The sequence below is a fragment of the Pseudomonas baetica genome (genome assembly GCF_002813455.1).
Taxonomy (GTDB): Bacteria; Pseudomonadota; Gammaproteobacteria; order Pseudomonadales; family Pseudomonadaceae; genus Aquipseudomonas; species Aquipseudomonas baetica.
Window position 1 is genome coordinate 215,865 of the sequence record NZ_PHHE01000001.1, and the last position, 19,234, is coordinate 235,098.

18 protein-coding genes are annotated in these 19,234 nt (G+C 59.5%); 4 read left to right on the forward strand and 14 right to left on the reverse strand.

From position 1 onward, the window contains the following. Window positions 1–12: 12 nt before the first annotated feature. Entirely contained in the window at window positions 13–930 is a 918-nt protein-coding gene (gene metR / locus ATI02_RS00965; RefSeq protein ID WP_100845195.1) for a transcriptional regulator MetR, read from the reverse strand. A 193-nt stretch (window positions 931–1,123) separates the two neighbouring features. Here metR and ATI02_RS00970 point away from each other — a divergent pair, with 193 nt between their 5' ends. Beyond that, window positions 1,124–2,158: an alpha/beta fold hydrolase gene (locus ATI02_RS00970; RefSeq protein ID WP_095190472.1), complete on the forward strand. Its 1,035-nt coding sequence runs from the start codon at window positions 1,124–1,126 to the stop codon at window positions 2,156–2,158. 162 nt (window positions 2,159–2,320) lie between these two features. Next, complete coding sequence (locus ATI02_RS00975; RefSeq protein WP_095190471.1) at window positions 2,321–2,989, forward strand: DsbA family oxidoreductase; 669 nt, start codon at window positions 2,321–2,323, stop codon at window positions 2,987–2,989. Window positions 2,990–3,134: 145 nt separating this feature from the next. On the opposite strand, the gene ATI02_RS00980 is transcribed toward ATI02_RS00975, so the two are convergent. The 9 genes from ATI02_RS00980 to ATI02_RS01020 form a co-directional block, all read right to left on the reverse strand. Continuing rightward, entirely contained in the window at window positions 3,135–3,473 is a 339-nt protein-coding gene (locus tag ATI02_RS00980; RefSeq protein ID WP_100845196.1) for a GlpM family protein, read from the reverse strand. Next, window positions 3,473–4,801: a two-component response regulator AauR gene (gene aauR, locus ATI02_RS00985; RefSeq protein ID WP_095190469.1), complete on the reverse strand. Its 1,329-nt coding sequence runs from the start codon at window positions 4,799–4,801 to the stop codon at window positions 3,473–3,475. The genes ATI02_RS00980 and aauR overlap by 1 nt, the downstream gene beginning before the upstream one ends. Next, the gene (gene aauS / locus ATI02_RS00990) at window positions 4,798–6,699 is read right to left on the reverse strand and encodes a two-component sensor histidine kinase AauS (protein WP_100845197.1); all 1,902 of its coding nucleotides are present in this window, start codon (window positions 6,697–6,699) and stop codon (window positions 4,798–4,800) included. The genes aauR and aauS overlap by 4 nt, the downstream gene beginning before the upstream one ends. 177 nt (window positions 6,700–6,876) lie before the next feature. After that, a complete protein-coding gene (locus ATI02_RS00995; protein ID WP_100845198.1) occupies window positions 6,877–7,611 on the reverse strand; it encodes an amino acid ABC transporter ATP-binding protein in 735 nt (244 codons plus the stop codon). Beyond that, window positions 7,608–8,279 carry an amino acid ABC transporter permease gene (locus ATI02_RS01000; RefSeq protein ID WP_095190467.1) on the reverse strand — a complete coding sequence of 224 codons (672 nt, stop codon included), beginning with the start codon at window positions 8,277–8,279 and terminating at the stop codon, window positions 7,608–7,610. The genes ATI02_RS00995 and ATI02_RS01000 overlap by 4 nt, the downstream gene beginning before the upstream one ends. Beyond that, window positions 8,279–9,025, reverse strand: a complete 747-nt coding sequence (locus ATI02_RS01005; protein ID WP_095190466.1) for an amino acid ABC transporter permease — start codon at window positions 9,023–9,025, stop codon at window positions 8,279–8,281. The genes ATI02_RS01000 and ATI02_RS01005 overlap by 1 nt, the downstream gene beginning before the upstream one ends. 189 nt (window positions 9,026–9,214) lie before the next feature. Next, window positions 9,215–10,129: a glutamate/aspartate ABC transporter substrate-binding protein gene (locus ATI02_RS01010; RefSeq protein WP_100845199.1), complete on the reverse strand. Its 915-nt coding sequence runs from the start codon at window positions 10,127–10,129 to the stop codon at window positions 9,215–9,217. 258 nt (window positions 10,130–10,387) lie between these two features. Beyond that, window positions 10,388–10,801 (reverse strand): DUF4440 domain-containing protein, encoded by a 414-nt coding sequence (locus ATI02_RS01015; RefSeq protein WP_100845200.1) that lies wholly within the window; start codon window positions 10,799–10,801, stop codon window positions 10,388–10,390. After that, window positions 10,782–12,149: an MFS transporter gene (locus ATI02_RS01020; RefSeq protein ID WP_100845201.1), complete on the reverse strand. Its 1,368-nt coding sequence runs from the start codon at window positions 12,147–12,149 to the stop codon at window positions 10,782–10,784. Before ATI02_RS01020 ends, ATI02_RS01015 begins: the two co-directional genes overlap by 20 nt. 105 nt (window positions 12,150–12,254) lie before the next feature. Here ATI02_RS01020 and ATI02_RS01025 point away from each other — a divergent pair, with 105 nt between their 5' ends. After that, window positions 12,255–13,142 (forward strand): LysR family transcriptional regulator, encoded by an 888-nt coding sequence (locus ATI02_RS01025; RefSeq protein ID WP_100848412.1) that lies wholly within the window; start codon window positions 12,255–12,257, stop codon window positions 13,140–13,142. Window positions 13,143–13,266: 124 nt separating this feature from the next. Here ATI02_RS01025 and glpD read toward each other — a convergent pair whose 3' ends face one another. The 4 genes from glpD to ATI02_RS01045 all read right to left on the reverse strand — a co-directional run bounded on the left by glpD (window position 13,267) and on the right by ATI02_RS01045 (window position 18,393). Then, window positions 13,267–14,802, reverse strand: coding sequence for a glycerol-3-phosphate dehydrogenase (gene glpD, locus ATI02_RS01030; RefSeq protein ID WP_100845202.1), 1,536 nt, complete (start codon window positions 14,800–14,802; stop codon window positions 13,267–13,269). A 308-nt stretch (window positions 14,803–15,110) separates the two neighbouring features. Next, on the reverse strand, window positions 15,111–15,866 hold the full coding sequence (locus ATI02_RS01035; RefSeq protein WP_007916700.1) for a DeoR/GlpR family transcriptional regulator: 756 nt from the start codon (window positions 15,864–15,866) through the stop codon (window positions 15,111–15,113). Window positions 15,867–15,961: 95 nt separating this feature from the next. After that, window positions 15,962–17,464 carry a glycerol kinase GlpK gene (glpK, locus tag ATI02_RS01040; RefSeq protein WP_095190461.1) on the reverse strand — a complete coding sequence of 501 codons (1,503 nt, stop codon included), beginning with the start codon at window positions 17,462–17,464 and terminating at the stop codon, window positions 15,962–15,964. Window positions 17,465–17,541: 77 nt separating this feature from the next. Next, window positions 17,542–18,393 carry an MIP/aquaporin family protein gene (locus ATI02_RS01045; RefSeq protein ID WP_095190460.1) on the reverse strand — a complete coding sequence of 284 codons (852 nt, stop codon included), beginning with the start codon at window positions 18,391–18,393 and terminating at the stop codon, window positions 17,542–17,544. 362 nt (window positions 18,394–18,755) lie between these two features. Between ATI02_RS01045 and ybaK the strand changes: the two genes are divergently transcribed. Beyond that, window positions 18,756–19,226 (forward strand): Cys-tRNA(Pro) deacylase, encoded by a 471-nt coding sequence (gene ybaK, locus ATI02_RS01050; RefSeq protein WP_100845203.1) that lies wholly within the window; start codon window positions 18,756–18,758, stop codon window positions 19,224–19,226. Window positions 19,227–19,234: the final 8 nt, after the last annotated feature.

Here is a 19,234-nt window from a genome sequence, read left to right on the forward strand (position 1 = left end):
CGGGGAAACGAGTCAGCGCACCGCGCTGACGCCATCCAGGGTCGAGAACGATGTGTCCTTGGCCGTCAGCAGGAAATCGCGCATGTACGGCGCATCGAGCATGTCCGCCCGAATCGCCGCGTACAACGTCGCAAACAGGCCTTTTTCACCCAGCCGCTTGGCTTTGACGTAACCGCGCGAGCTGTATTCATGCAGTGCCCAGTGCGGCATGCCGCAGACGCCACGGCCGCTGGCGACCAGTTGCATCATCATCACTGTCAGTTCCGAGGTGCGTACTTGTGCCGGTTCGATGTCGGCCGGTTCGAGGAAGCGCGTGAAGATGTCCAGCCGATCCCGTTCCACCGGGTAGGTGATCAGGGTTTCGGCCAGCAAGTCTTCCGGGACGATGTACGGTTTGCTCGCCAGCGCATGCTGGTTGGCGACCGCAAGCATGGCTTCGTAGGTGAACAGCGGCACATACGTGATGCCGGCAATTTCCAGTGGATCAGAGGTGACCACCAGGTCCAGATCGCCACGGGCCAGCGCCGGCAGTGGCGCAAACGAAAAGCCTGAAGCGAGGTCGAGTTCGACTTCCGGCCAGGCATCGCGGAACTGGTCGATGGTCGGCATCAGCCACTGGAAGCAACTGTGGCACTCGATCGCCATGTGCAGACGCCCGGCCGTCCCACCCGCGAGACGGCTGATGTCACGCTCGGCGGCGCGCAGCAGCGGCAGGGTCGCGTCGGCCAGTTGCAGCAGGCGCAGGCCGGCGCTGGTGAAGCGCACCGGTTTGGTCTTGCGCACGAACAACGGCATCCCCAGCCGCTCTTCGAGCTCCTTGAATTGGTGGGACAGCGCCGATTGGGTCAGGTGCAGGCGGTCGGCGGCATCCACCAGGCTGTCGGCTTCGCGCAGGGCGTGCAGGGTTTTCAGGTGACGGATCTCAAGCACCGCAGGCTCCATGAGTAAAATTTGTGGATAAGGCAATACTGGTGAGTTTGTCTCATGTTGCGCGACCTGTCGACCGTGGCCCGTCACGACCGCTCGGCACTCTTCATCAAACTGTCATGCAACTGTGGCAGCGCGCTTGAACAAAGTTCATCAGACTCGCGCTCTACTGGGGTTCTGCGTTTCGGTGTTTTTCATGCATAAGGCTTTTTTATCAATCGCGGCCATGTTGGCCGCGCTTTTGTTCGCGGCGCCGTCATTCTCCGCGCCGCGCTGCGATGTCAATGTGCCGACCGAGCACGTCGATCTGCAGCAAGTCAGCATCGCTTACCAGAGCATCGGTCGGGCTTCGGACCCGGCGTTGTTGCTGGTGATGGGCCTGGGCGGGCAATTGATTCACTGGCCGGACGAAGTGGTGGTCGCGCTGTGTCAGCAAGGCTTCCGGGTGATTCGTTACGACAATCGCGATGTCGGTTTGTCGACCTGGCGTCAGGCGCCGGTCGAGGCCAACCTGACGTTTGAAGTGCTGCGCTACAAACTTGGTTTACCGGTATCGGCGCCGTACAGCCTGACGGACATGGCCGATGACGCATTGGGGTTGATGAGTGCGCTGCACGTCGAACAGTTCCATGTACTGGGTGCCAGCATGGGCGGGATGATCGCCCAGCACATGGCGGCCATGGCGCCGCAACGGGTCGAGAGCCTGACCCTGATCATGACCACTTCCGGGGCCGAAGGCTTGCCGGCGCCGAGTGCGGCGTTGGTGCAATTGTTGTCGCGCCGTGGCGCGCCGAACCGTCAAGTGGCGCTGGAACAGCAGGCCGATCTGCTGGCAGCGCTGGGCAGCCCGGCGGTCAGCGATGATCGCCAGGCGTTGCTGCAACAGGCTGCTGCCTCCTATGACCGGGCCTTCAATCCCGAAGGCGTGAAACGCCAGATCATGGCCATCCTCGCCGAACCGAGCCGGGTGGCGTTGCTCAACCAGTTGCGCGTGCCGACGCTGGTGGTGCACGGCACGGCCGATCCGTTACTGCCGGTGATGCATGGCGTGCATCTGGCGGCACATATTCGTGGCAGTCAGTTGAAACTGATCCCGGGGCTGGCGCACCGTTTTCAGGAAGCGTTCAAGGAACCGTTGCTGGCGGCGGTGTTGCCGTACTTGCAGGCGCATCGTGAGGACACTTCGCACTGGGCGCAGATTGAGCCGGTGGCGGGCGGGAATCTCTTGTAGCTGAGGTTTCGCGGTGTCTGTACTGGCCCCTTCGGGAGCAAGCCCCCTCCCACAGGGGAACGCATTGCCAATGTGGGAGGGGGCTTGCTCCCGAAGGGGTCATCACTGTCGCCGCAAGACCGGACAGGTGTATCGTCTGGGTTTTGCGGCGCGAGGTGGTTCATGAATTCCACTCTGAAAATCGACTTTGTCAGCGACGTCTCCTGCCCCTGGTGCGTGGTGGGGCTGCGTGGCTTGCAGCAGGCACTGGAAATCCTGCGTAACGAGGTGCAGGCCGAGATCCATTTTCAACCGTTCGAGTTGAATCCGAAGATGGGCGCCGAGGGCCAGAACATCGCTGAACACATTCAAGAGAAGTACGGCTCGACGCCGGAGCAATCGCAGAAGAATCGCGAGGCCATTCGCGCCCGTGGCGCCGAACTCGGATTTGCCTTTCGCACCGATGGCAACAGCCGCATCTACAACACCTTCGATGCGCACCGTTTGCTGCATTGGGCGGGGCTGGAAGGTGTGCAATTGCCGCTGAAGGAGGCGCTGTTCAAAGCGTATTTCACCGATGGCGGCAACCCCTCGGATCACGCGCAGTTGGTGCAGATAGCTGAAAGCGTCGGGCTGGATCGCCAGCGGGCCGCGGCGATTCTGGCCTCGGACGAATTTACTGATGAGGTGCGTGAAGAAGAGCAGGTGTGGCTGCAACGCGGGGTGAGTTCAGTGCCGACGGTGGTCTTCAACGGTCAATACGCGGTGACTGGGGGCCAACCGGTGGAGACGTTTGTCGGGGCGATTCGGCAGATCATGGCCGAAGCCAAGGGCGGCACTGTCAGTCGCTAATCGCCCGCCGTGTGGTTTTGATCTTGATCGTTCCCACGCTTTGCGTGGGAATGCAGCCCCGGACGCTCTGCGTCCCATTAAAACGCGGAGCATGATCAAGACAAGATCAAAAGATCGCCGCCTGCGGCAGCTCCAGGGGGAGTGGTCACGAGTGAATGCGGACCCAAACCGTCACCAGTACGGTCGCCGCCATCAACCACGCCACCGCCGCCACCGCCAGCGAAGCCTCCAGGCTCATTCGATCGACCATCACATACAACGTCGCCAGGTACACAAAATACGGAATGATCGACCACATCCCGAACACGATGGTGGTCTTCAAATCGTCAATCGAACGCCCCTTGCCGACGATGTAATGCGCGATCAAGGCAAAGGTCGGAAACAGCGGCACCAAACCTGCGATGTAGTAGTTTTTGGTCTTGGCCAGCGCCGCCAGTATCACCACCACGGCGGCGCCGAGTGCAGCTTTCAGTAGCAGATCCATCAGTGGCTCAACCCGTATTTTTTAACTTTGTCGAACAGTGTGGTTTTGGCCATACCCAGTTCCAGGCTGGCCTGGGTCAGGTTGCCGCCGCTGCGTTGCAGGGCATCGCTGAGCAGGTTGCGCTCGAAGGCTTCCACCGCTTCGGCAAACGCCAGGCCCTGGCCCGCGCTGCCCGCGCCGGATTTTTTGAAGGCTGGCAGGCCGAGGGCGAAGCGCTCGGCGACGTTGCGCAGTTCACGCACGTTGCCCGGCCAGTCGTGGCTCATCAGGTGTGACAGCGTCTGGTTATCCAGTTCCGGCATTGCACGGTCAAAGCGCAGCGCCGACTGCTGGGTGAAGTGTTCGAACAGTTGCAGGATATCTTCGCGGCGTTCGCGCAATGGCGGCAATTCCAGCGTTACCACGTTGAGGCGGTAATACAGGTCGCTACGGAATTCGCCGGCCTTGCTCGACTCGTCGAGATCGGATTTGGTCGCCGCAATCACCCGGCAATCCACCGCCACGCTCTGGTTCGAACCGAGGCGTTCGAGGGTGCGTTCCTGCAACACCCGCAGCAATTTGATCTGCAATGGCAGCGGCATGCTTTCCACTTCGTCGAGGAACAGCGTGCCACCGTCGGCGTGTTCGATCTTGCCGATGCGGCGTTTGCCTGCGCCGGTGAAGGCGTTGGCTTCGTGGCCGAAAATCTCGCTTTCAAAAAGGTTTTCCGGCAGGCCGCCGCAGTTCAGCGCAACGAATTGTTTGCTGTGACGGCGGCTGAAATCGTGCAGACAACGGGCGACCAGTTCTTTACCGGTACCGGTCTCGCCTTCGATCAACACGTTGGCCGAGGTGTCGGCGACGTTGGCGATCAGTTCGCGCAGCTTCTGCATGGCCGGCGAGCGCCCGATGATCCGCCCTTCAAGGGAATCACGCTCAGCCAGTTGCCGACGCAACGACGAGACTTCGCGCGCCAGGCTGCGTTGCTCCAGCGCGCGGCGTGCAACGTCCACCAGACGCTCCGGCGAGAACGGTTTTTCCATGAAGTCGTAGGCGCCTTTCTGCATTGCGCCGACGGCCATGGAGATGTCGCCGTGGCCGGTGATCAACACCACGGGCAAGCTGCGGTCGCGTTGCTTGAGGCGGGTCAGCAGTTCCAGGCCATCGATGCCGGGCAGGCGAATGTCGCTGATGACGATGCCGGCAAAGTTGTCGCCGACGCGCTCCAGCGCTTCTTCGGCACTGCCGACGCCGATGCAGGGAATGTCTTCCAGCGTCAGCGCTTGCTGGCAGCCGAGCAACACATGGGGGTCGTCTTCGACGATCAGCACACTAAGGTCGTGATTCATATTGGCTCGGCAGGAGTAGGGCTTACCAACGGTAAACTGAGGACGAAGGTGGTGCCACCACCGCCAGGGTGTTCGACACCCAGGTGGCCGCCGGTGGCAGCGGCGAGGCTGGCCGAGAGGGTCAGGCCCAGACCCAGGCCTTGCTCGCCGGGCTTGGTGGTGAAGAACGGTTCGAACAGATGCTTACGTGCTTCGGCGTCGACACCATGGCCGTTGTCGCGCACCCGCAGGCGATATTTGCCGTTGAATTCCTCACCCTCCAGCCACAGTTGCGGCAGCGGTTGTGCCTGCATGGCGTCGAGGGCATTACCGATCAGGTTGACCAGAATCTGTTCGAGGCGGGTCTGGTCGATGTGCAACTGCACATCGATGAATTGCCGGTGCAGTTGCAGTGCCGGGTTTTCCAGACGGGCGCCGAGCAATTGCAGTGCGGCGTCCACGGCTTTGCCGAGGCTGGCCTGGCCCTGATTGTCACCGCGCCGGGCAAACGAACGCAGGCTCGCGGTGATCCGGCCCATGCGGTCGATCAGGTCGTTGATGGTCTTGAGGTTGGTGCTGGCGACATCCAGTTGACCACGCTCCAGAAAGCGCACGGTATTGCCCGACAGCGTGCGCATCGCCGCCAGTGGCTGGTTCAATTCGTGGGCGATGCTGGTCGACATTTGGCCGATGGCGGCGAGTTTGCCGGCCTGCACCAGTTCATCCTGAGCGCGGCGCAAGGTTTCTTCGGCCTGCCGGCGTTCGCGGATCTGGCTCTTGAGGCGCTCATTGCTCGCGCGCAGGTCGGCGGTGCGTTCGGTAATCCGACGCTCCAGTTGATTGTTGGCTTCCTGCAAGGCTTCGCGGGCGGCGAGGCGCGTGGCGATGACCTTGCGTCGCTCGTTCCAGGCGATCAGCAGGAACGCCACCAGCGCAAACGCCACGGCCACCAGAATCCCCTGATTGATGGCCTCGCGACGCAGATCCTGCAACGGCGTCAGCAGGGTGAAATTCCACGGCGTATCGCTCAACGGCCGGGTCTGCGCCAGATAGCTGATGTCGTCTTCGCCGGACTGCACTTCGCTGTTGGCCGGGAAGGTGAGTTTTTCTACGCCTTCGGAGAGTGTTTCTCGGGCCAGCGGTTGCAGTTCATTGAGCGGGAACCAGTAGTACTGCAGGCTGCGGGCGAGTTTTTCCTTGATCTCGTCACTCAACGCAATCACCGATTTCAGGCGCCGGGCCGGATCGCTGGAGAGAATGATGATGCCGTTTTCGTCGCTGACGAAGGCTTCGAGGCGCGCCCGCTGCCAGCGTTCTTCCATGGCTTCCAGACGCACTTTGACCACGGCGACGCCGACGATCTTGCCGTGTTCTTCCAGGCCATGGGCCAGGTAGTAACCAGGTTCGCCGTTGGTGCTGCCGATCCCGTAGAACCGGCCCGGTTCGCCACGCACGGCTTTTTGAAAGTAGGCGCGGAAGGACAGGTCTTCCCCCAGGTAACTGTCGACATCGCGCCAGTTGCTGGTGGCCATGACGCGGCCGGTGGTGTCCATCACGTAGATGGCCCGACTGCGGCTGCGCCGGTTCAGGCCTTCAAGGTATTCGTTGACCGTTTGCCGGTGTTCCGGGGTCGGGTCGGTCAGCAGTTGCGGGACACTGGTTTCCAGTTCCAGCAGGCTGGGCAGATAGGTGTATTTGCTGATCTCGCTCTCGACCGCACGGGCGTGCAGTTCCAGCTGGCGCTGGCCGTTCTCGCCGAGGCTGCGGATACCGAAATGTTCACTGGTCCAGAAGCCGACAAAACCCAGACCGATCATCAGGGCGATGACCAGCGGCGGCAGGAACAGATGGCGAATCAGACGGGGCTTCACGGCAAGTGATGGCGGCGCTGCGCGATAGAGATTGGGGTCGCATTTCATCACAGATGCCTTGGGTCAACCACCACACTTGTTGCGAGGGCAACGCCGGCCCTTGTGGGAGCGAGCCTGCTCGCGAAAGCGGACTGACATTCAACATCCAGGCTGAATGTAATGGCCTCTTCGCGAGCAGGCTCGCTCCCACAGGGAAGGAGCAATGCCCCGGCGGGTGTGTTGCTTTTAGTGCTGCAGGATTTTCTCGAGGAAGTGCTGCGCGCGTTCGGAGCGGGCGCTGATGTCGCCGAAGAACTCCTCTTTCGGGCAGTCTTCGATGATCTTGCCGGCGTCCATGAAGATCACCCGGTCCGCCACTTTGCGGGCGAAGCCCATTTCGTGGGTCACGCACATCATGGTCATGCCTTCGTGGGCCAGTTGCACCATCACGTCGAGCACTTCGTTGACCATTTCCGGGTCGAGCGCCGAGGTCGGTTCGTCGAACAGCATGACGATCGGGTCCATCGCCAGCGCACGGGCAATCGCCACACGCTGTTGCTGACCGCCGGACAATTGGCCCGGGTGCTTGTGGGCGTGAGCAGACAGACCTACACGCTCAAGCAGTTGCAGACCTTTGTTGGTCGCCTCTTCCTTGCTGCGGCCCAACACCTTGATCTGCGCGATGGTCAGGTTTTCGGTGATGGTCAGGTGCGGGAACAGTTCGAAATGCTGGAACACCATGCCCACGCGCGAACGCAGTTTCGGCAGGTTGGTCTTCGGGTCGGCAATCGAAGTGCCGTCGACGACGATGTCGCCTTTCTGGAACGGCTCCAGCGCGTTGACGCACTTGATCAGGGTCGATTTGCCGGAACCCGACGGGCCGCAGACCACGATCACTTCGCCTTTTTTGACCTCGGTGCTGCAATCAGTCAGCACCTGGAAGTCCCCATACCACTTGTTGATGTTTTTGATAGAGATCATACGGCGAACCTTTTTTGCAGACGCTTGACCAGCAGCGAGGCGGCAAAGCTGATGATGAAGTACACGACACCGGCGAAAATCAGGAACTCATTGGAACGACCAATGATGTCGCCGCTGGCGCGGGAGGCGTTGAGGAAATCCACCAGGCCCACGGTGTAAACCAGCGAGGTGTCCTGGAACAGAATGATGCTCTGCTGCAGCAGCAGCGGGGTCATCTTGCGAAAGGCCTGCGGCAGGATGATCAGACGCATCATCTGGCCGTAGCTCATGCCCAGCGCTTGCGCAGCACCCATCTGGCCTTTGGGAATCGACTGCACGCCGGCCCGGACGATTTCGCAGAAGTACGCCGCTTCGAACATCATGAACGCCACGATGCACGAGGTGAACGCACCGATCGGGGTGTCTTCGCCGGTGATCCAGCGCAGCACGAACGGCACCGCCAGATAGAACCAGGTGATCACCAGCAGCAGCGGGATCGAACGGAAATAGTTGACGTACGCGCCGGCAACGTTGGACAGCAGTTTGTTATGCGACAGCCGGCACAGTGCAAGGATGGTGCCGAGAATGATCCCGCCGACCACGCCCATGGCCATCAGCTTGAGGGTCATCACCATGCCGTTCCACAAACCGGGAATGGCCGGGACGATGCCACTGAAATCGAATTCCATTATTTACCCCCCACGGAGATCAGGCCGGGCACGGCGACTTTCTTCTCGACCACGCGCATCAGCAGCATGAGGCTCATGTTCAGGGTGAAATAGATCAGCGTCGCCAGGGTGAACGCTTCGAACAGGTTGGCCGAGAACTCGGCGGTCTGTTTGGTCTGCGCGAGCAGCTCCATCAAACCGATCAGCGAAGCCACGGAGGAGTTCTTGAAGACGTTCAGGAATTCCGAGGTAAGCGGCGGAATGATGATCCGGTAGGCCTGGGGCAGCAGCACGTTCCAGTAGATCTGCGGCAGCTTGAAACCCATGGCGCGGGCCGCCGATTCCTGGCCGCGTGGCAGCGCCTGGATACCGGTGCGTACCTGTTCGCAGACACGGGCGGCGGTGAACAGACCCAGGCACACGACAACACTCAGGTAAGCCGAGGTGGTCGGGTTAAGATCCTGCTTGTACCACTCCTGCAGATCCGCCGGCAGCAAGTCGGGCACCAGGAAGTACCAGATGAACAGTTGAACCAGCAGCGGCACGTTACGGAAGAGTTCGACGTAGCAGGTGGCGATGCCCGACACGATGCGGTTCGGCACAGTACGCATGACGCCCAGTATCGAGCCCAGCAGCAGGGCGATGATCCAGGCCACGATGGCGATGGCGATGGTCCAGCCCAGCCCGGAGATGAACCAGTCGAGATAGGTCTCGCTGCCCACGCCGGTGGACTTGAAGAACACGCCCCAGTCCCAGTTGTAATTCATTAGGGTCTCCCCTCGATTCGATCAATGTACAAGTGCCCGCCCGGGAAACTCCGTTCCCTCTGATCGTGTAGATCAGGCACACGCGATCGGCTCGACAGCCACCGGTTCGAGTGTTTCCAAAAAGTGCAGCAGGGAGTGACAAACTCCTGAAAGGGCGGCGCCCCTTCAGGAGATAAGGTTAGTCAGAAATCAGGATTTCTTGTCGTCAGCCGCTTTGTCGGTCGGATTGGCGATCAGGGCCTTGAGCTCGTCGCTCATCGGGAAGTTCAGGTTCAGGCCTTTTGGCGGAATCGGCTGCATGAACCACTTCTCGTAGATCTTGTTGATCGCGCCCGACTTGTAGGTCGCCACGATGGCGTCATCGACAGCCTTTTTGAACGGCTCGTCGCCTTTGCGCATCATGCAGCCGTAGATTTCGTACGACTGTGGTGTGCCGGTGACGGCCCAGTCGGTGGCTTTCTTGGCCTTGGCGGCTTCGCCGGCCAGCAGGGCGTCGTCCATCATGAACGCAACGGCACGGCCCGATTCCAGCATCTGGAAGGATTCGCCGTGGTCTTTGGCGGAGATGACGTTCATGCCCATCTGCTTGTCGGCGTTCATCGCCTTGAGGATGCGCTCGGACGTGGTGCCAGCGGTGGTCACGACGTTCTTGCCTTTGAGGTCGTCGAAATCCTTGTACTTGGAGTCAGCCTTGGACAGCAGACGGGTACCGATTTCGAAGATGCCGACGGAGAAGTCAACTTGCTGCTGACGCTCGACGTTGTTGGTGGTGGAACCGCACTCGACGTCCACGGTGCCGTTCTGCACCAGCGGGATACGGGTTTGCGAGGTCACCAGGTTGTATTTGACTTGCAGGTTCGGCAGGTCGAGGTCTTTCTTGATGGCTTCGACGATGGCCAGCTGGATGTCGTGGGAGTAGCCCACTGGTTTGCCGGAAGCGTCAGCGATGTAGGAAAACGGGATGGAGGCGTCGCGGTGACCCAGAGTGATCACACCCGACTCTTTGATCTTCTTCAGGGTGCCGGTGAGCTCGGCGGCGAAAACTGGCGTGCTGATCAGAGCGGCAGCAATGGCTGCGCCCAGGATATGGGGAACGATGCGCATCAAATTTTCCTCGAATTGTTTTTTTTATGGAGCCAGTTTGTCGGCCCTTTTGTGCTTCGAATGCCTGACGGCTCCTGAAGTGTTGGCTCACAGGCATTCGTCGAGAGAGTGTAGAGCATGAGTCGTGCCAGACCAGTCGACAAGACTTAACTCTTTGATCTGTATAGTGATTAATTTTTTGTGGCGATATTTTTTGCCACGGATGATCCGGTTAACCGAACCGACCGGAAAGTCGCGTTCGGAAAACCGAATGAACGGTCAGCCGCTGTTCGCGCTGAGCGCCGTTTCATGCAGGTACTGCCATTCGACGTGACCTGCCTGAGCCTGAAGGATCGCCACAGAAAGTCGAGCGTGGACGGTGTCGCCCTGGTAATGCGTTTCGATATAACTCAACGCAATGGTCTCGCCTTCTTGCCAGACCGTATGCAGGTCGCTGATCTCGATCTTCAGGCCAGGCCTGCCTCCCACTGTTGCTTTGAACAATTGCTCCACTTGCGCGCGATCAACCTTCATGCCCGAGGTGGTGACCATGGCGAAGTCGTTGGCGAAGACGCTCATCAGTGGCGCGATGGCGGCTTCGCCGCTGCCGTCGCTATCGGTAAATACGCGATGAATCAGTTCATGCACGTGGTGAATGCTGTATTGCGCTTGTTCAATCAGGTTGTCGTTCATGGGGTGCCTTTGCAGGGTTCAATTGACTCATCGAAAAAAGCGGGAGCAGTCCGGCCAGCGCCGCTATCACAAACGTCGCGTGGTAGGCATCGGTCGTGCCGAACGGCTTGAGCAGCAGGTTGAAGATCATCAGCAACAGCGCCGCACCGAAGCTGAACGACAGCTGCCGACTGATGTTCCAGATCACACTGGCCTTGTGCGTGTCGCTGCCGCTGAAATCCAGCAGCGCAGTGGCTTGCGCGGTGTTCGCGCCGAGGCCACCGCCAATGCCCATCAAGCCATAGGCGATGACAATTACCCCGATACTGGCTGGCGCATTCACCAGCGTCAGTGTGGCGATGCCGGCGCTGTGTAGCAGCAGGCCAAGCGTGAACAGGCGTTTGGCGCCGACCTGGTTATAGACCCGGCCACCGATCAGCATCGCGATGAACGCGCCGATGGCGTAGACGATCATGAACATCCCGGTCAGTCGGGCGCTGAAGTGCAGGATGTTCTGCAGAAAGAACATGCTCAGCAGATTGACCCCGGTGAACACACCCGGAATGGCGTAATAGATGAAGATCGAAGTGCTGAGCCTGGTGCTTTTGAGCAGGCCCAGATCGATGATCGGCTGGTTAGCTTGGCGGTAATGGCGCAGGTACAGAACAATAAACAGCAGGCCCACCGTCACCCAGGCAAGTGCCATCAACGGCGGATAGTCGCCGCCATACAACGACATGCCCATCAGCAGAGTGGCGAGTGCTGCGCTCACCAGCAGCAGACCTTTAATGTCTGGGCGCGGCAGGCTGGCCGGTCTGGCTTCCTTGATCCACCACCACGACAATCCGGCGGCAATCAACGAGAACGGAATATTGCTGTAGAACACCCAGCGCCACGAGCTGCTGTCGACGATGGCCCCGCCGAGGGTCGGCGAAATCGCCGGAGCAATCAGTGCTACAGCCATCACCAGAGTAGAGATTTTTGTCCGTTGCTCGCCGTGAAACAGATTGAAGGTCAGCGCCTGTCCGACCGGAATCAGCAAGCCGCCGCCGATGCCCTGCACGAAGCGCCAGAACACCAGTGCCGGGAACTGCTCGGCCAGACCACACATCCACACCGATCCGCTGAACACCAGCATGGACACCGTGAGAATCTTCCGGCTACCGAAACGAGCCGCCAGCCAGGTGCTCAGCGGAATGATCAACGTCAGCCCGAGAATGTAAGCGTTGGCCACCCAGGCAACCGAGGAAGTACTGACTTGTAAACTCACCGACAAACTGGGCAATGCCACCGCCGACATGAAGATGTTGATGCAGTCGATAAAGAACCCGAGCAGAAAGATTGACGCAACTTTGTAGCGGTAACTCATGGTGTTTCCCCTTTGTCGACGAGGATAGGGGCGATAGACTCCGACCGTCGATGCAATGGGGCTGAACACAATGTTTGACAGGATTTGACAGTGAATCACGGCGCCATGCATACGCATATGAATCGGGTGCAGACGTTCCTCGCGATCGTCGATCTGGGTTCGTTCACCAAGGCTGCGGATTACCTGAACATCAGCCGGGCCATGGCCAGCCTGCACGTCAAGGCGCTGGAACAGGCGCTGGCCACCACGCTGCTGATCCGTAATACCCGCACGATAGCGCTGACTGAAACCGGGCAGAGTTTTTATGCCGAGTTCAAAGGCATTGTCGCGGACATCGACAGTGCCTTTGAGAACGTCTTGAAGGGCAGTAATCGGGTTTCGGGAAAGTTGCGGATCAGTTCGACCAGTGAGTACGGCGAGAAATACATCCTGCCGCTGCTACCGTTGTTTTCGCAGACGTATCCGGAGATCCGGCTGAGTTACCACGTCAATTCTTCACTCAATGACTTGGTCGCCGAGAAACTCGATCTGGTGATTCGTCTGGGCAGCCTGGCCGACTCGGCGTTCAAGAGTCGCAAAATTGCTGACTATGAAATCGTGCTGGTGGCCACCGAGCAATTTCTCTCGCGTCATCCGGTGCGTGATCCACTGGATCTTAATGGCGTGCCATGGATCGCCAACAGCAATCTGCAGACACCGACGCAGTGGTTGTTGCGTGATCGGCAAGGGCAGGGCATGGAAGTCAGCGGCGCGCATTACTTCGAATCGAATTCTTCGGCGGCCATGCGTGCGATGACACTGTCGTCGCTTGGTGTATCGGTGTTACCGCAGTGGCTGATCGAGGATGACCTTGCCAGCGGACGCCTGATCCGTTTGTTGCCGGAATATTCGTTGCCGTCGCGATCGATCAATGTGGTTTTCCCCAGCAGCCCGCACCTGCCGCACAAGTCGCGGGTGTTTATTGATTTTCTGTTGTTGCATCTGGCGAATTGAGGTCGGTCCAACCGCCCCTCGCTCCAGCCCTCCCCGAGGGAGAGGGGCGGATTTCATTGGCGCAACAAAAAGCCCCTGAACCTCACGATTCAGGGGCTTTTTCATTCAAGCGATGATCCGAAGATCAGGCCGCTTCAATCTTGCGGTTCTGCTCAACCTGGCCCAGATACGCCGCCAGTTTCTCCTGCTCAGCCGGGGTGGTGAACAACCCCAGCTTGCTGCGGCGCCACAGAATGTCATGCGCCGTGGTCGCCCACTCTTCGCTGCACAGGTAATCGACTTCACGGGTGTAGAGCCCGCCACCCAGGTGTTCGCCCATGTCGGCGAGGGTTTCCACGCCTTCGAGCATGCGCCAGGTGCGGCTGCCGTAGGTGGTCGACCAGCGGCGGGCGATCTCGGTCGGGACGAAGTCGAACTTGTCGCGGATCAGCGCGCTCAAGGCCTGTGGGGTGGTCATGTCTTCACCGCCGGGCAGGGTGGCGGTGGCCGTCCAGCTTCGGCGCATTTGGGTGAAGAATGGCAGCAGTTGCGCCATCGCCGACTCGGCGAGTTTGCGGTAGGTGGTCAGCTTGCCGCCGAATACCGACAGCAGCGGTGCTTCTTCACCGCCACCCGACAGTGCCAAGGTGTAATCGCGGGTCACCGCCGACGGGTTGTCCGATTCGTCGTTGCACAGCGGACGTACGCCCGAGTAGCTGTGCTGGATGTCGTCACGGCTGATCTGCTTCTTGAAGTGGGCGTTGACCACTTTCAACAGGTATTCGGTTTCGCCATCGGTGATCGCCACTTTGGCCGGATCGCCGGTGTACTCACGGTCGGTGGTACCGATCAGGGTGAAGTGGTTCAGGTACGGAATGGTGAAGACGATGCGCTGATCTTCGTTTTGCAGAATGTGCGCGTTTTCACCTTCGTACAGTTTCGGCACGATGATGTGGCTGCCCTGAATCAGACGGATGCCGTAGGGCGATTCCATCTTCAAGTCGTCACGAATGAACTTGGCGACCCATGGGCCAGCAGCGTTCACCAGCGCCTTGGCGGTGATCGAAAACAGGCTGCCGTCGGCACGCTCCAGATTCAGATGCCACAGGCCCTTGGCACGGCGGGCGCTGACGCAACGGGTCTGGGTGTGCACGTGGGCGCCTTTTTCACGGGCGGCCATGGCGTTGAGTACAACGAGCCGGGCGTCATCGACCCAGCAATCGGAGTATTCGAAGCCCTTGGTGATTTCGCTTTTCAGCGCGCTGTCGGCGCCGAATTTCAAACTTTTCGAGCCTGGCAGTTTTTCGCGCTTGCCGAGGTTGTCATACAGGAACAGACCGGCACGGATCATCCACGCCGGACGCAGGTGCGGACGGTGCGGCAACACAAAGCGCATCGGCTTGACGATGTGCGGCGCCTTGGCCAGCAGCACTTCGCGCTCGGCCAGTGCTTCGCGCACCAGACGGAATTCGTAATGTTCGAGGTAGCGCAGGCCACCGTGGATCAGCTTGCTGCTGGCTGACGAGGTGTGGCTGGCCAGGTCATCCTTTTCGCAAAGGAACACCGAGAGACCGCGACCGGCGGCATCCGCTGCGATCCCCACCCCATTGATCCCGCCGCCGATGACGGCAACGTCGTAGATCTCGGAGATAGGGGGCGTACGCAAGGTAGATGTGGACATCGGCTGGCCTCGGGCTCTTTTGATTTTCTGTTTGGAAATTGAACATAAATGTTCATTTGCGAAAATGGTAGCCCATAAACAGGCGCACAGCCAGTCGCCTTCGATTGAAAAAACTCATCGAAGGACAAGGAAAGGAAAATTTTCGAACATGAGATTCGCGTAATGACGCGAGAAGTGTGCTGTTTGAGTGATCGCTTTCGCGAGCAGGCTCGCTCCCACAGTTAAAAGCGTATTCCAAGGTGGGAGCGAGCCGGCTCCGGGCGGCGATCCGACGAAGGCGTCGGTGCAGCCAATGAATATATGAAGGGTTAAACGACTTCCAGACGAATCTTGTGCTGACTCAACAACTGCGCCAGCGCCGGCACCGGCTGCTGATCGGTGACCAGGCAATCGATCAGGCTGATCGGCCCCAAACGAATCATCGCGTTACGCCCGAACTTGCTCGAGTCCGCCGCCAGAATCACCTGCCGCGCATTGGCAATGATCGCCTGGGAAACGCGCACTTCCTGATAATCGAAGTCGAGCAGGCTGCCGTCCTCGTCGATACCACTGATGCCGACCAGGGCAAAATCGACCTTGAACTGGTTGATGAAATCTACACTCGCCTGACCCACCACACCGCCATCACGGCGCACGTTACCGCCAGTCAGCAGCACATCGAAATCATCCTTGGCACTGAGCATCGACGCTACGTGCAGGTTGTTGGTGATGATCTTCAGGTGGTTGTGATTGAGCAGGGCGCGGGCGATGGATTCGGTGGTGGTACCGATGTTGATGAACAGCGAGGCGTGATCGGGGATCTGGGCGGCGATGGCTTCACCGATGCGTTGTTTTTCATCGCGCATCTGATCGGCGCGCATCGCATAGGCGGTGTTTTCAACGCTGGAATCATAGGCGGCGCCGCCATGGTAACGGCGGAGCAAATTGGCTTCCGCGAGCTGATTGATGTCGCGGCGGATGGTTTGCGGGGTAACAACGAACAGCGTGGCCATTTCCTCGATGCTCACATAGCCGCGTTCGCGGACCAGCTCGAGGATTTGCTGCTGACGGGGAGGCAGATTCATGGGGCTTCCTTTGGGCTGCCGTGCAAAATTTGCCCATGATGCCGCAGGAATCCGCTCCCGACCAGTTAGTTGCCTTTCAGTCTCTGAAGGTTGGCTTATTCAGCGTCTTCACGCGCCCAGTCACGGGTACGGCTGACGGCTTTTTTCCAGCCTTTGTACAGCTTCTCTTTCTCGACTTCGTCCAGGCTCGGTTCGAACTCGCGCTCGATCACCGCTTTACCGCGCAGTTCTTCCAGGCTGCCCCAGAAGCCGCACGCCAGACCGGCCAGGTAAGCCGCGCCAAGTGCCGTGGTTTCGCGCATTTGCGGGCGCTCGACCTGAGTGCCGAGGATGTCGGCCTGGAACTGCATGAGGAAGTTGTTCGCCACTGCGCCGCCGTCCACGCGCAGGGCCTTGAGGCGTTCGCCGGAGTCCTGTTGCATGGCGTCGAGCACGTCGCGGGTCTGGTAGGCGATCGACTCCAGCGCGGCGCGGATGATGTGATCCACGCGCACGCCGCGAGTCAGGCCGAACAGCGCGCCACGGGCATACGGGTCCCAGTACGGAGCGCCTAAACCTGTGAAGGCCGGCACCAGGTACACGCCGTTGCTGTCCTTGACCTTGTTGGCGAAGTATTCGGTGTCGTGGGCGTCGTTGATGATTTTCAGCTCGTCACGCAGCCACTGCACGGTCGAACCGCCGTTGAACACCGCACCTTCGAGCGCGTAAGCGACTTCGCCGCGCGGGCCGCAAGCGATGGTGGTGAGCATGCCGTGCTTGGATTTCACCGCTTTGTCGCCGGTGTTCATCAGCAGGAAGCAACCGGTGCCGTAGGTGTTTTTCGCCTGGCCCGGCTCGACGCACATCTGACCGAACAGTGCCGCTTGCTGGTCGCCGGCGATACCGCCGATGGCGATGCCGCTCTTGGTGCGACCGTAGATTTCCGAGGAGGCTTTGACTTGCGGGAGCATTTCGCGCGGGATGTCGAGGATCTCGAGCATCTTCGAATCCCACTCAAGCGAATGGATGTTGAAGAGCATGGTGCGCGAGGCGTTGGTGTAGTCGGTGACGTGCACCTTGCCGCCGGTGAATTTCCAGATCAGCCAGCTATCGACGGTGCCGAACAGCAGTTCGCCGTTGCGCGCACGCTCGCGACTGCCTTCGACGTTGTCGAGGATCCACTTCAATTTGGTGCCGGAGAAATACGGGTCGGTGACCAGGCCGGTGGTGTCGCGGATGTATTCTTCGTGGCCATCACGCTTGAGTTGCTGGCAGATCTCGGTGCTGCGGCGGCACTGCCAGACGATGGCGTTGTACACAGGGCGGCCGGTGGTCTTGTCCCAGACCACGGTGGTTTCACGCTGGTTGGTGATGCCGATGGCGGCCACCTGATCGTGATGCAGGCCGGCCTGGGCCAGCGCTTCAACCATCACCGCGCTCTGGGTGGCGAAGATTTCCATCGGGTCGTGTTCAACCCAACCGGCTTGCGGATAGTGCTGAGCGAATTCGCGCTGCGCAGTGCAGACCACGTTCGCGTCGCGGTCGAAAATGATCGCGCGGGAGCTGGTCGTACCCTGATCAAGGGCAATGATGTAGTTCTTATTCTGAATGTCGGTCATGTCGATTGCCTTGGACGAAATAAGGGTGAGTGGGCCGGGGCGCAGGTTCTAACGGGCAGGAACCTGCGCCGACTGTTTCAAGAAGTTCTTGGTTTGCCGTCAATGGCCGGTTCTGCATCCTTTGTAGCAGGTGTGACGCCGGTCAGGTGACGGGCAATGAGCCCGCGATACCCGGCAGCACCGAGGCAGGCACCGACAATCGGTGCAAAAATCGGAATCAGGAAATACGGAATATCGCGGCCGCCAGTGAAGGAAATTTCACCCCAACCGGCGAAGAAAGTCATTAGCTTTGGACCGAAGTCACGTGCCGGGTTCATCGCAAAACCGGTCAGCGGGCCCATCGAGCTGCCGATTACCGCGATCAGCAAACCGATCAGCAGCGGCGCCATCGGGCCTTTCGGCAGGCCATTGTTGTCGTCGGTCAGGGCCATGATCACGCCCATCAGGATCGCGGTGATGATCATCTCGACGAGGAACGCCTGAGCGGTGGACAGCACCGGGTTCGGGAAGGTGGAGAACACCGACGCCAGTTCAAGGCTGGCTGCCGAACCACGAACCATTTGGTGAGTTTGTTCGAAATCGAAGAACAGGTTGCTGTACAGCGTGTAAACCAACAGTGCACCGCAGAAGGCGCCGGCGATTTGCGCGAGGATATAGAACGGCAGTTTGCGCTTTTCGAAGTCGGCGAAGATCGTCAGGGCGATGCTCACGGCAGGGTTCAGATGCGCACCGGAAACGCCGGCGGTGAGGTAGATCGCCATGCTGACGCCGACGCCCCAGATGATGCTGATTTCCCACAGACCGAAGCTGGCGCCGGCGACCTTGAGCGCGGCGACGCAGCCGGTGCCGAAAAAGATCAGCAGTGCAGTACCCAGAAACTCGGCCATGCATTGGCCCGAGAGCGTTGGTTGCTGTAAAGCAGTTGTCATTGAAAACCTCGATTTTTGTTGTTGTCTGGCGCTCTGCCAACAGGGCAAGGCGCGATTTTCACCAGGGCAGGATCCCCATCCTGATCCCGGTTTACTGCTGGGTGCTGCGATAACCACAATTCTTACATTATTCAGATTCGAAAAAATATAGACAAGAAACAAACCTGTCAAAGGTCGAAAGTGAACCGTCGGTCACAATAAAACTATTGGCGCGGTGAATGATCCTCGGCGAACGACGATTTTCGTCCCGCCGACCTGTCTGCAAGCCACGGGAAACGCGGCGTTGGAATAGAGCCTTTTGTGATCTGATCGCCTAGAATCCTGCGCAGGATTTTTCTGTTACTGCCGAGCCTGGAGCTGCCATGACCCCTGCGTTGAACTTGTTGAAAAAAGTTCGTGCCGAACATCGCGTGCACAGTTACGAACATGACCCGAAGGCCGCGTCCTATGGGCTGGAGGCTGCAGAAAAACTGGCACTTGCGCCGGCTCAGGTGTTCAAGACGCTGCTGGCGGCCAGTGAAAAGGGTGAATTGTTGGTGGCGGTGGTGCCGGTCGTCGGAAGTCTCGATCTCAAAGGTCTGGCGCATGCGGCTGGCGTGAAAAAAGTCGAGATGGCTGATCCGGCGGCTGCTCAGCGCTCCACCGGTTATCTGTTGGGCGGCATCAGCCCTTTGGGCCAGAAGAAGCGCTTGCGCACGTTCATCGATAACTCGGCCCAGGCTTTTGCGACTATTTATGTCAGTGCCGGTCGGCGTGGACTGGAAGTCGAGCTGGCGCCGGCGGTGCTCGCTGAGCACACCCAGGCCAGATTCGCCGACATCGGTCGCGCGTAAGAAAAGCC

Coding starts and splice junctions, on each gene's coding strand:
- ATI02_RS00970 (WP_095190472.1), top strand. CDS start 1,124: ATGCATAAGGCTTTTTTATCAATCGCGGCCATGTTGGCCGCGCTTTTG.
- ATI02_RS00975 (WP_095190471.1), top strand. CDS start 2,321: ATGAATTCCACTCTGAAAATCGACTTTGTCAGCGACGTCTCCTGCCCC.
- ATI02_RS00980 (WP_100845196.1), bottom strand. CDS start 3,473: ATGGATCTGCTACTGAAAGCTGCACTCGGCGCCGCCGTGGTGGTGATA.
- aauR (WP_095190469.1), bottom strand. CDS start 4,801: ATGAATCACGACCTTAGTGTGCTGATCGTCGAAGACGACCCCCATGTG.
- aauS (WP_100845197.1), bottom strand. CDS start 6,699: ATGAAATGCGACCCCAATCTCTATCGCGCAGCGCCGCCATCACTTGCC.
- ATI02_RS00995 (WP_100845198.1), bottom strand. CDS start 7,611: ATGATCTCTATCAAAAACATCAACAAGTGGTATGGGGACTTCCAGGTG.
- ATI02_RS01000 (WP_095190467.1), bottom strand. CDS start 8,279: ATGGAATTCGATTTCAGTGGCATCGTCCCGGCCATTCCCGGTTTGTGG.
- ATI02_RS01005 (WP_095190466.1), bottom strand. CDS start 9,025: ATGAATTACAACTGGGACTGGGGCGTGTTCTTCAAGTCCACCGGCGTG.
- ATI02_RS01010 (WP_100845199.1), bottom strand. CDS start 10,129: ATGCGCATCGTTCCCCATATCCTGGGCGCAGCCATTGCTGCCGCTCTG.
- ATI02_RS01015 (WP_100845200.1), bottom strand. CDS start 10,801: ATGAACGACAACCTGATTGAACAAGCGCAATACAGCATTCACCACGTG.
- ATI02_RS01020 (WP_100845201.1), bottom strand. CDS start 12,149: ATGAGTTACCGCTACAAAGTTGCGTCAATCTTTCTGCTCGGGTTCTTT.
- ATI02_RS01025 (WP_100848412.1), top strand. CDS start 12,255: ATGCATACGCATATGAATCGGGTGCAGACGTTCCTCGCGATCGTCGAT.
- glpD (WP_100845202.1), bottom strand. CDS start 14,802: ATGTCCACATCTACCTTGCGTACGCCCCCTATCTCCGAGATCTACGAC.
- ATI02_RS01035 (WP_007916700.1), bottom strand. CDS start 15,866: ATGAATCTGCCTCCCCGTCAGCAGCAAATCCTCGAGCTGGTCCGCGAA.
- glpK (WP_095190461.1), bottom strand. CDS start 17,464: ATGACCGACATTCAGAATAAGAACTACATCATTGCCCTTGATCAGGGT.
- ATI02_RS01045 (WP_095190460.1), bottom strand. CDS start 18,393: ATGACAACTGCTTTACAGCAACCAACGCTCTCGGGCCAATGCATGGCC.
- ybaK (WP_100845203.1), top strand. CDS start 18,756: ATGACCCCTGCGTTGAACTTGTTGAAAAAAGTTCGTGCCGAACATCGC.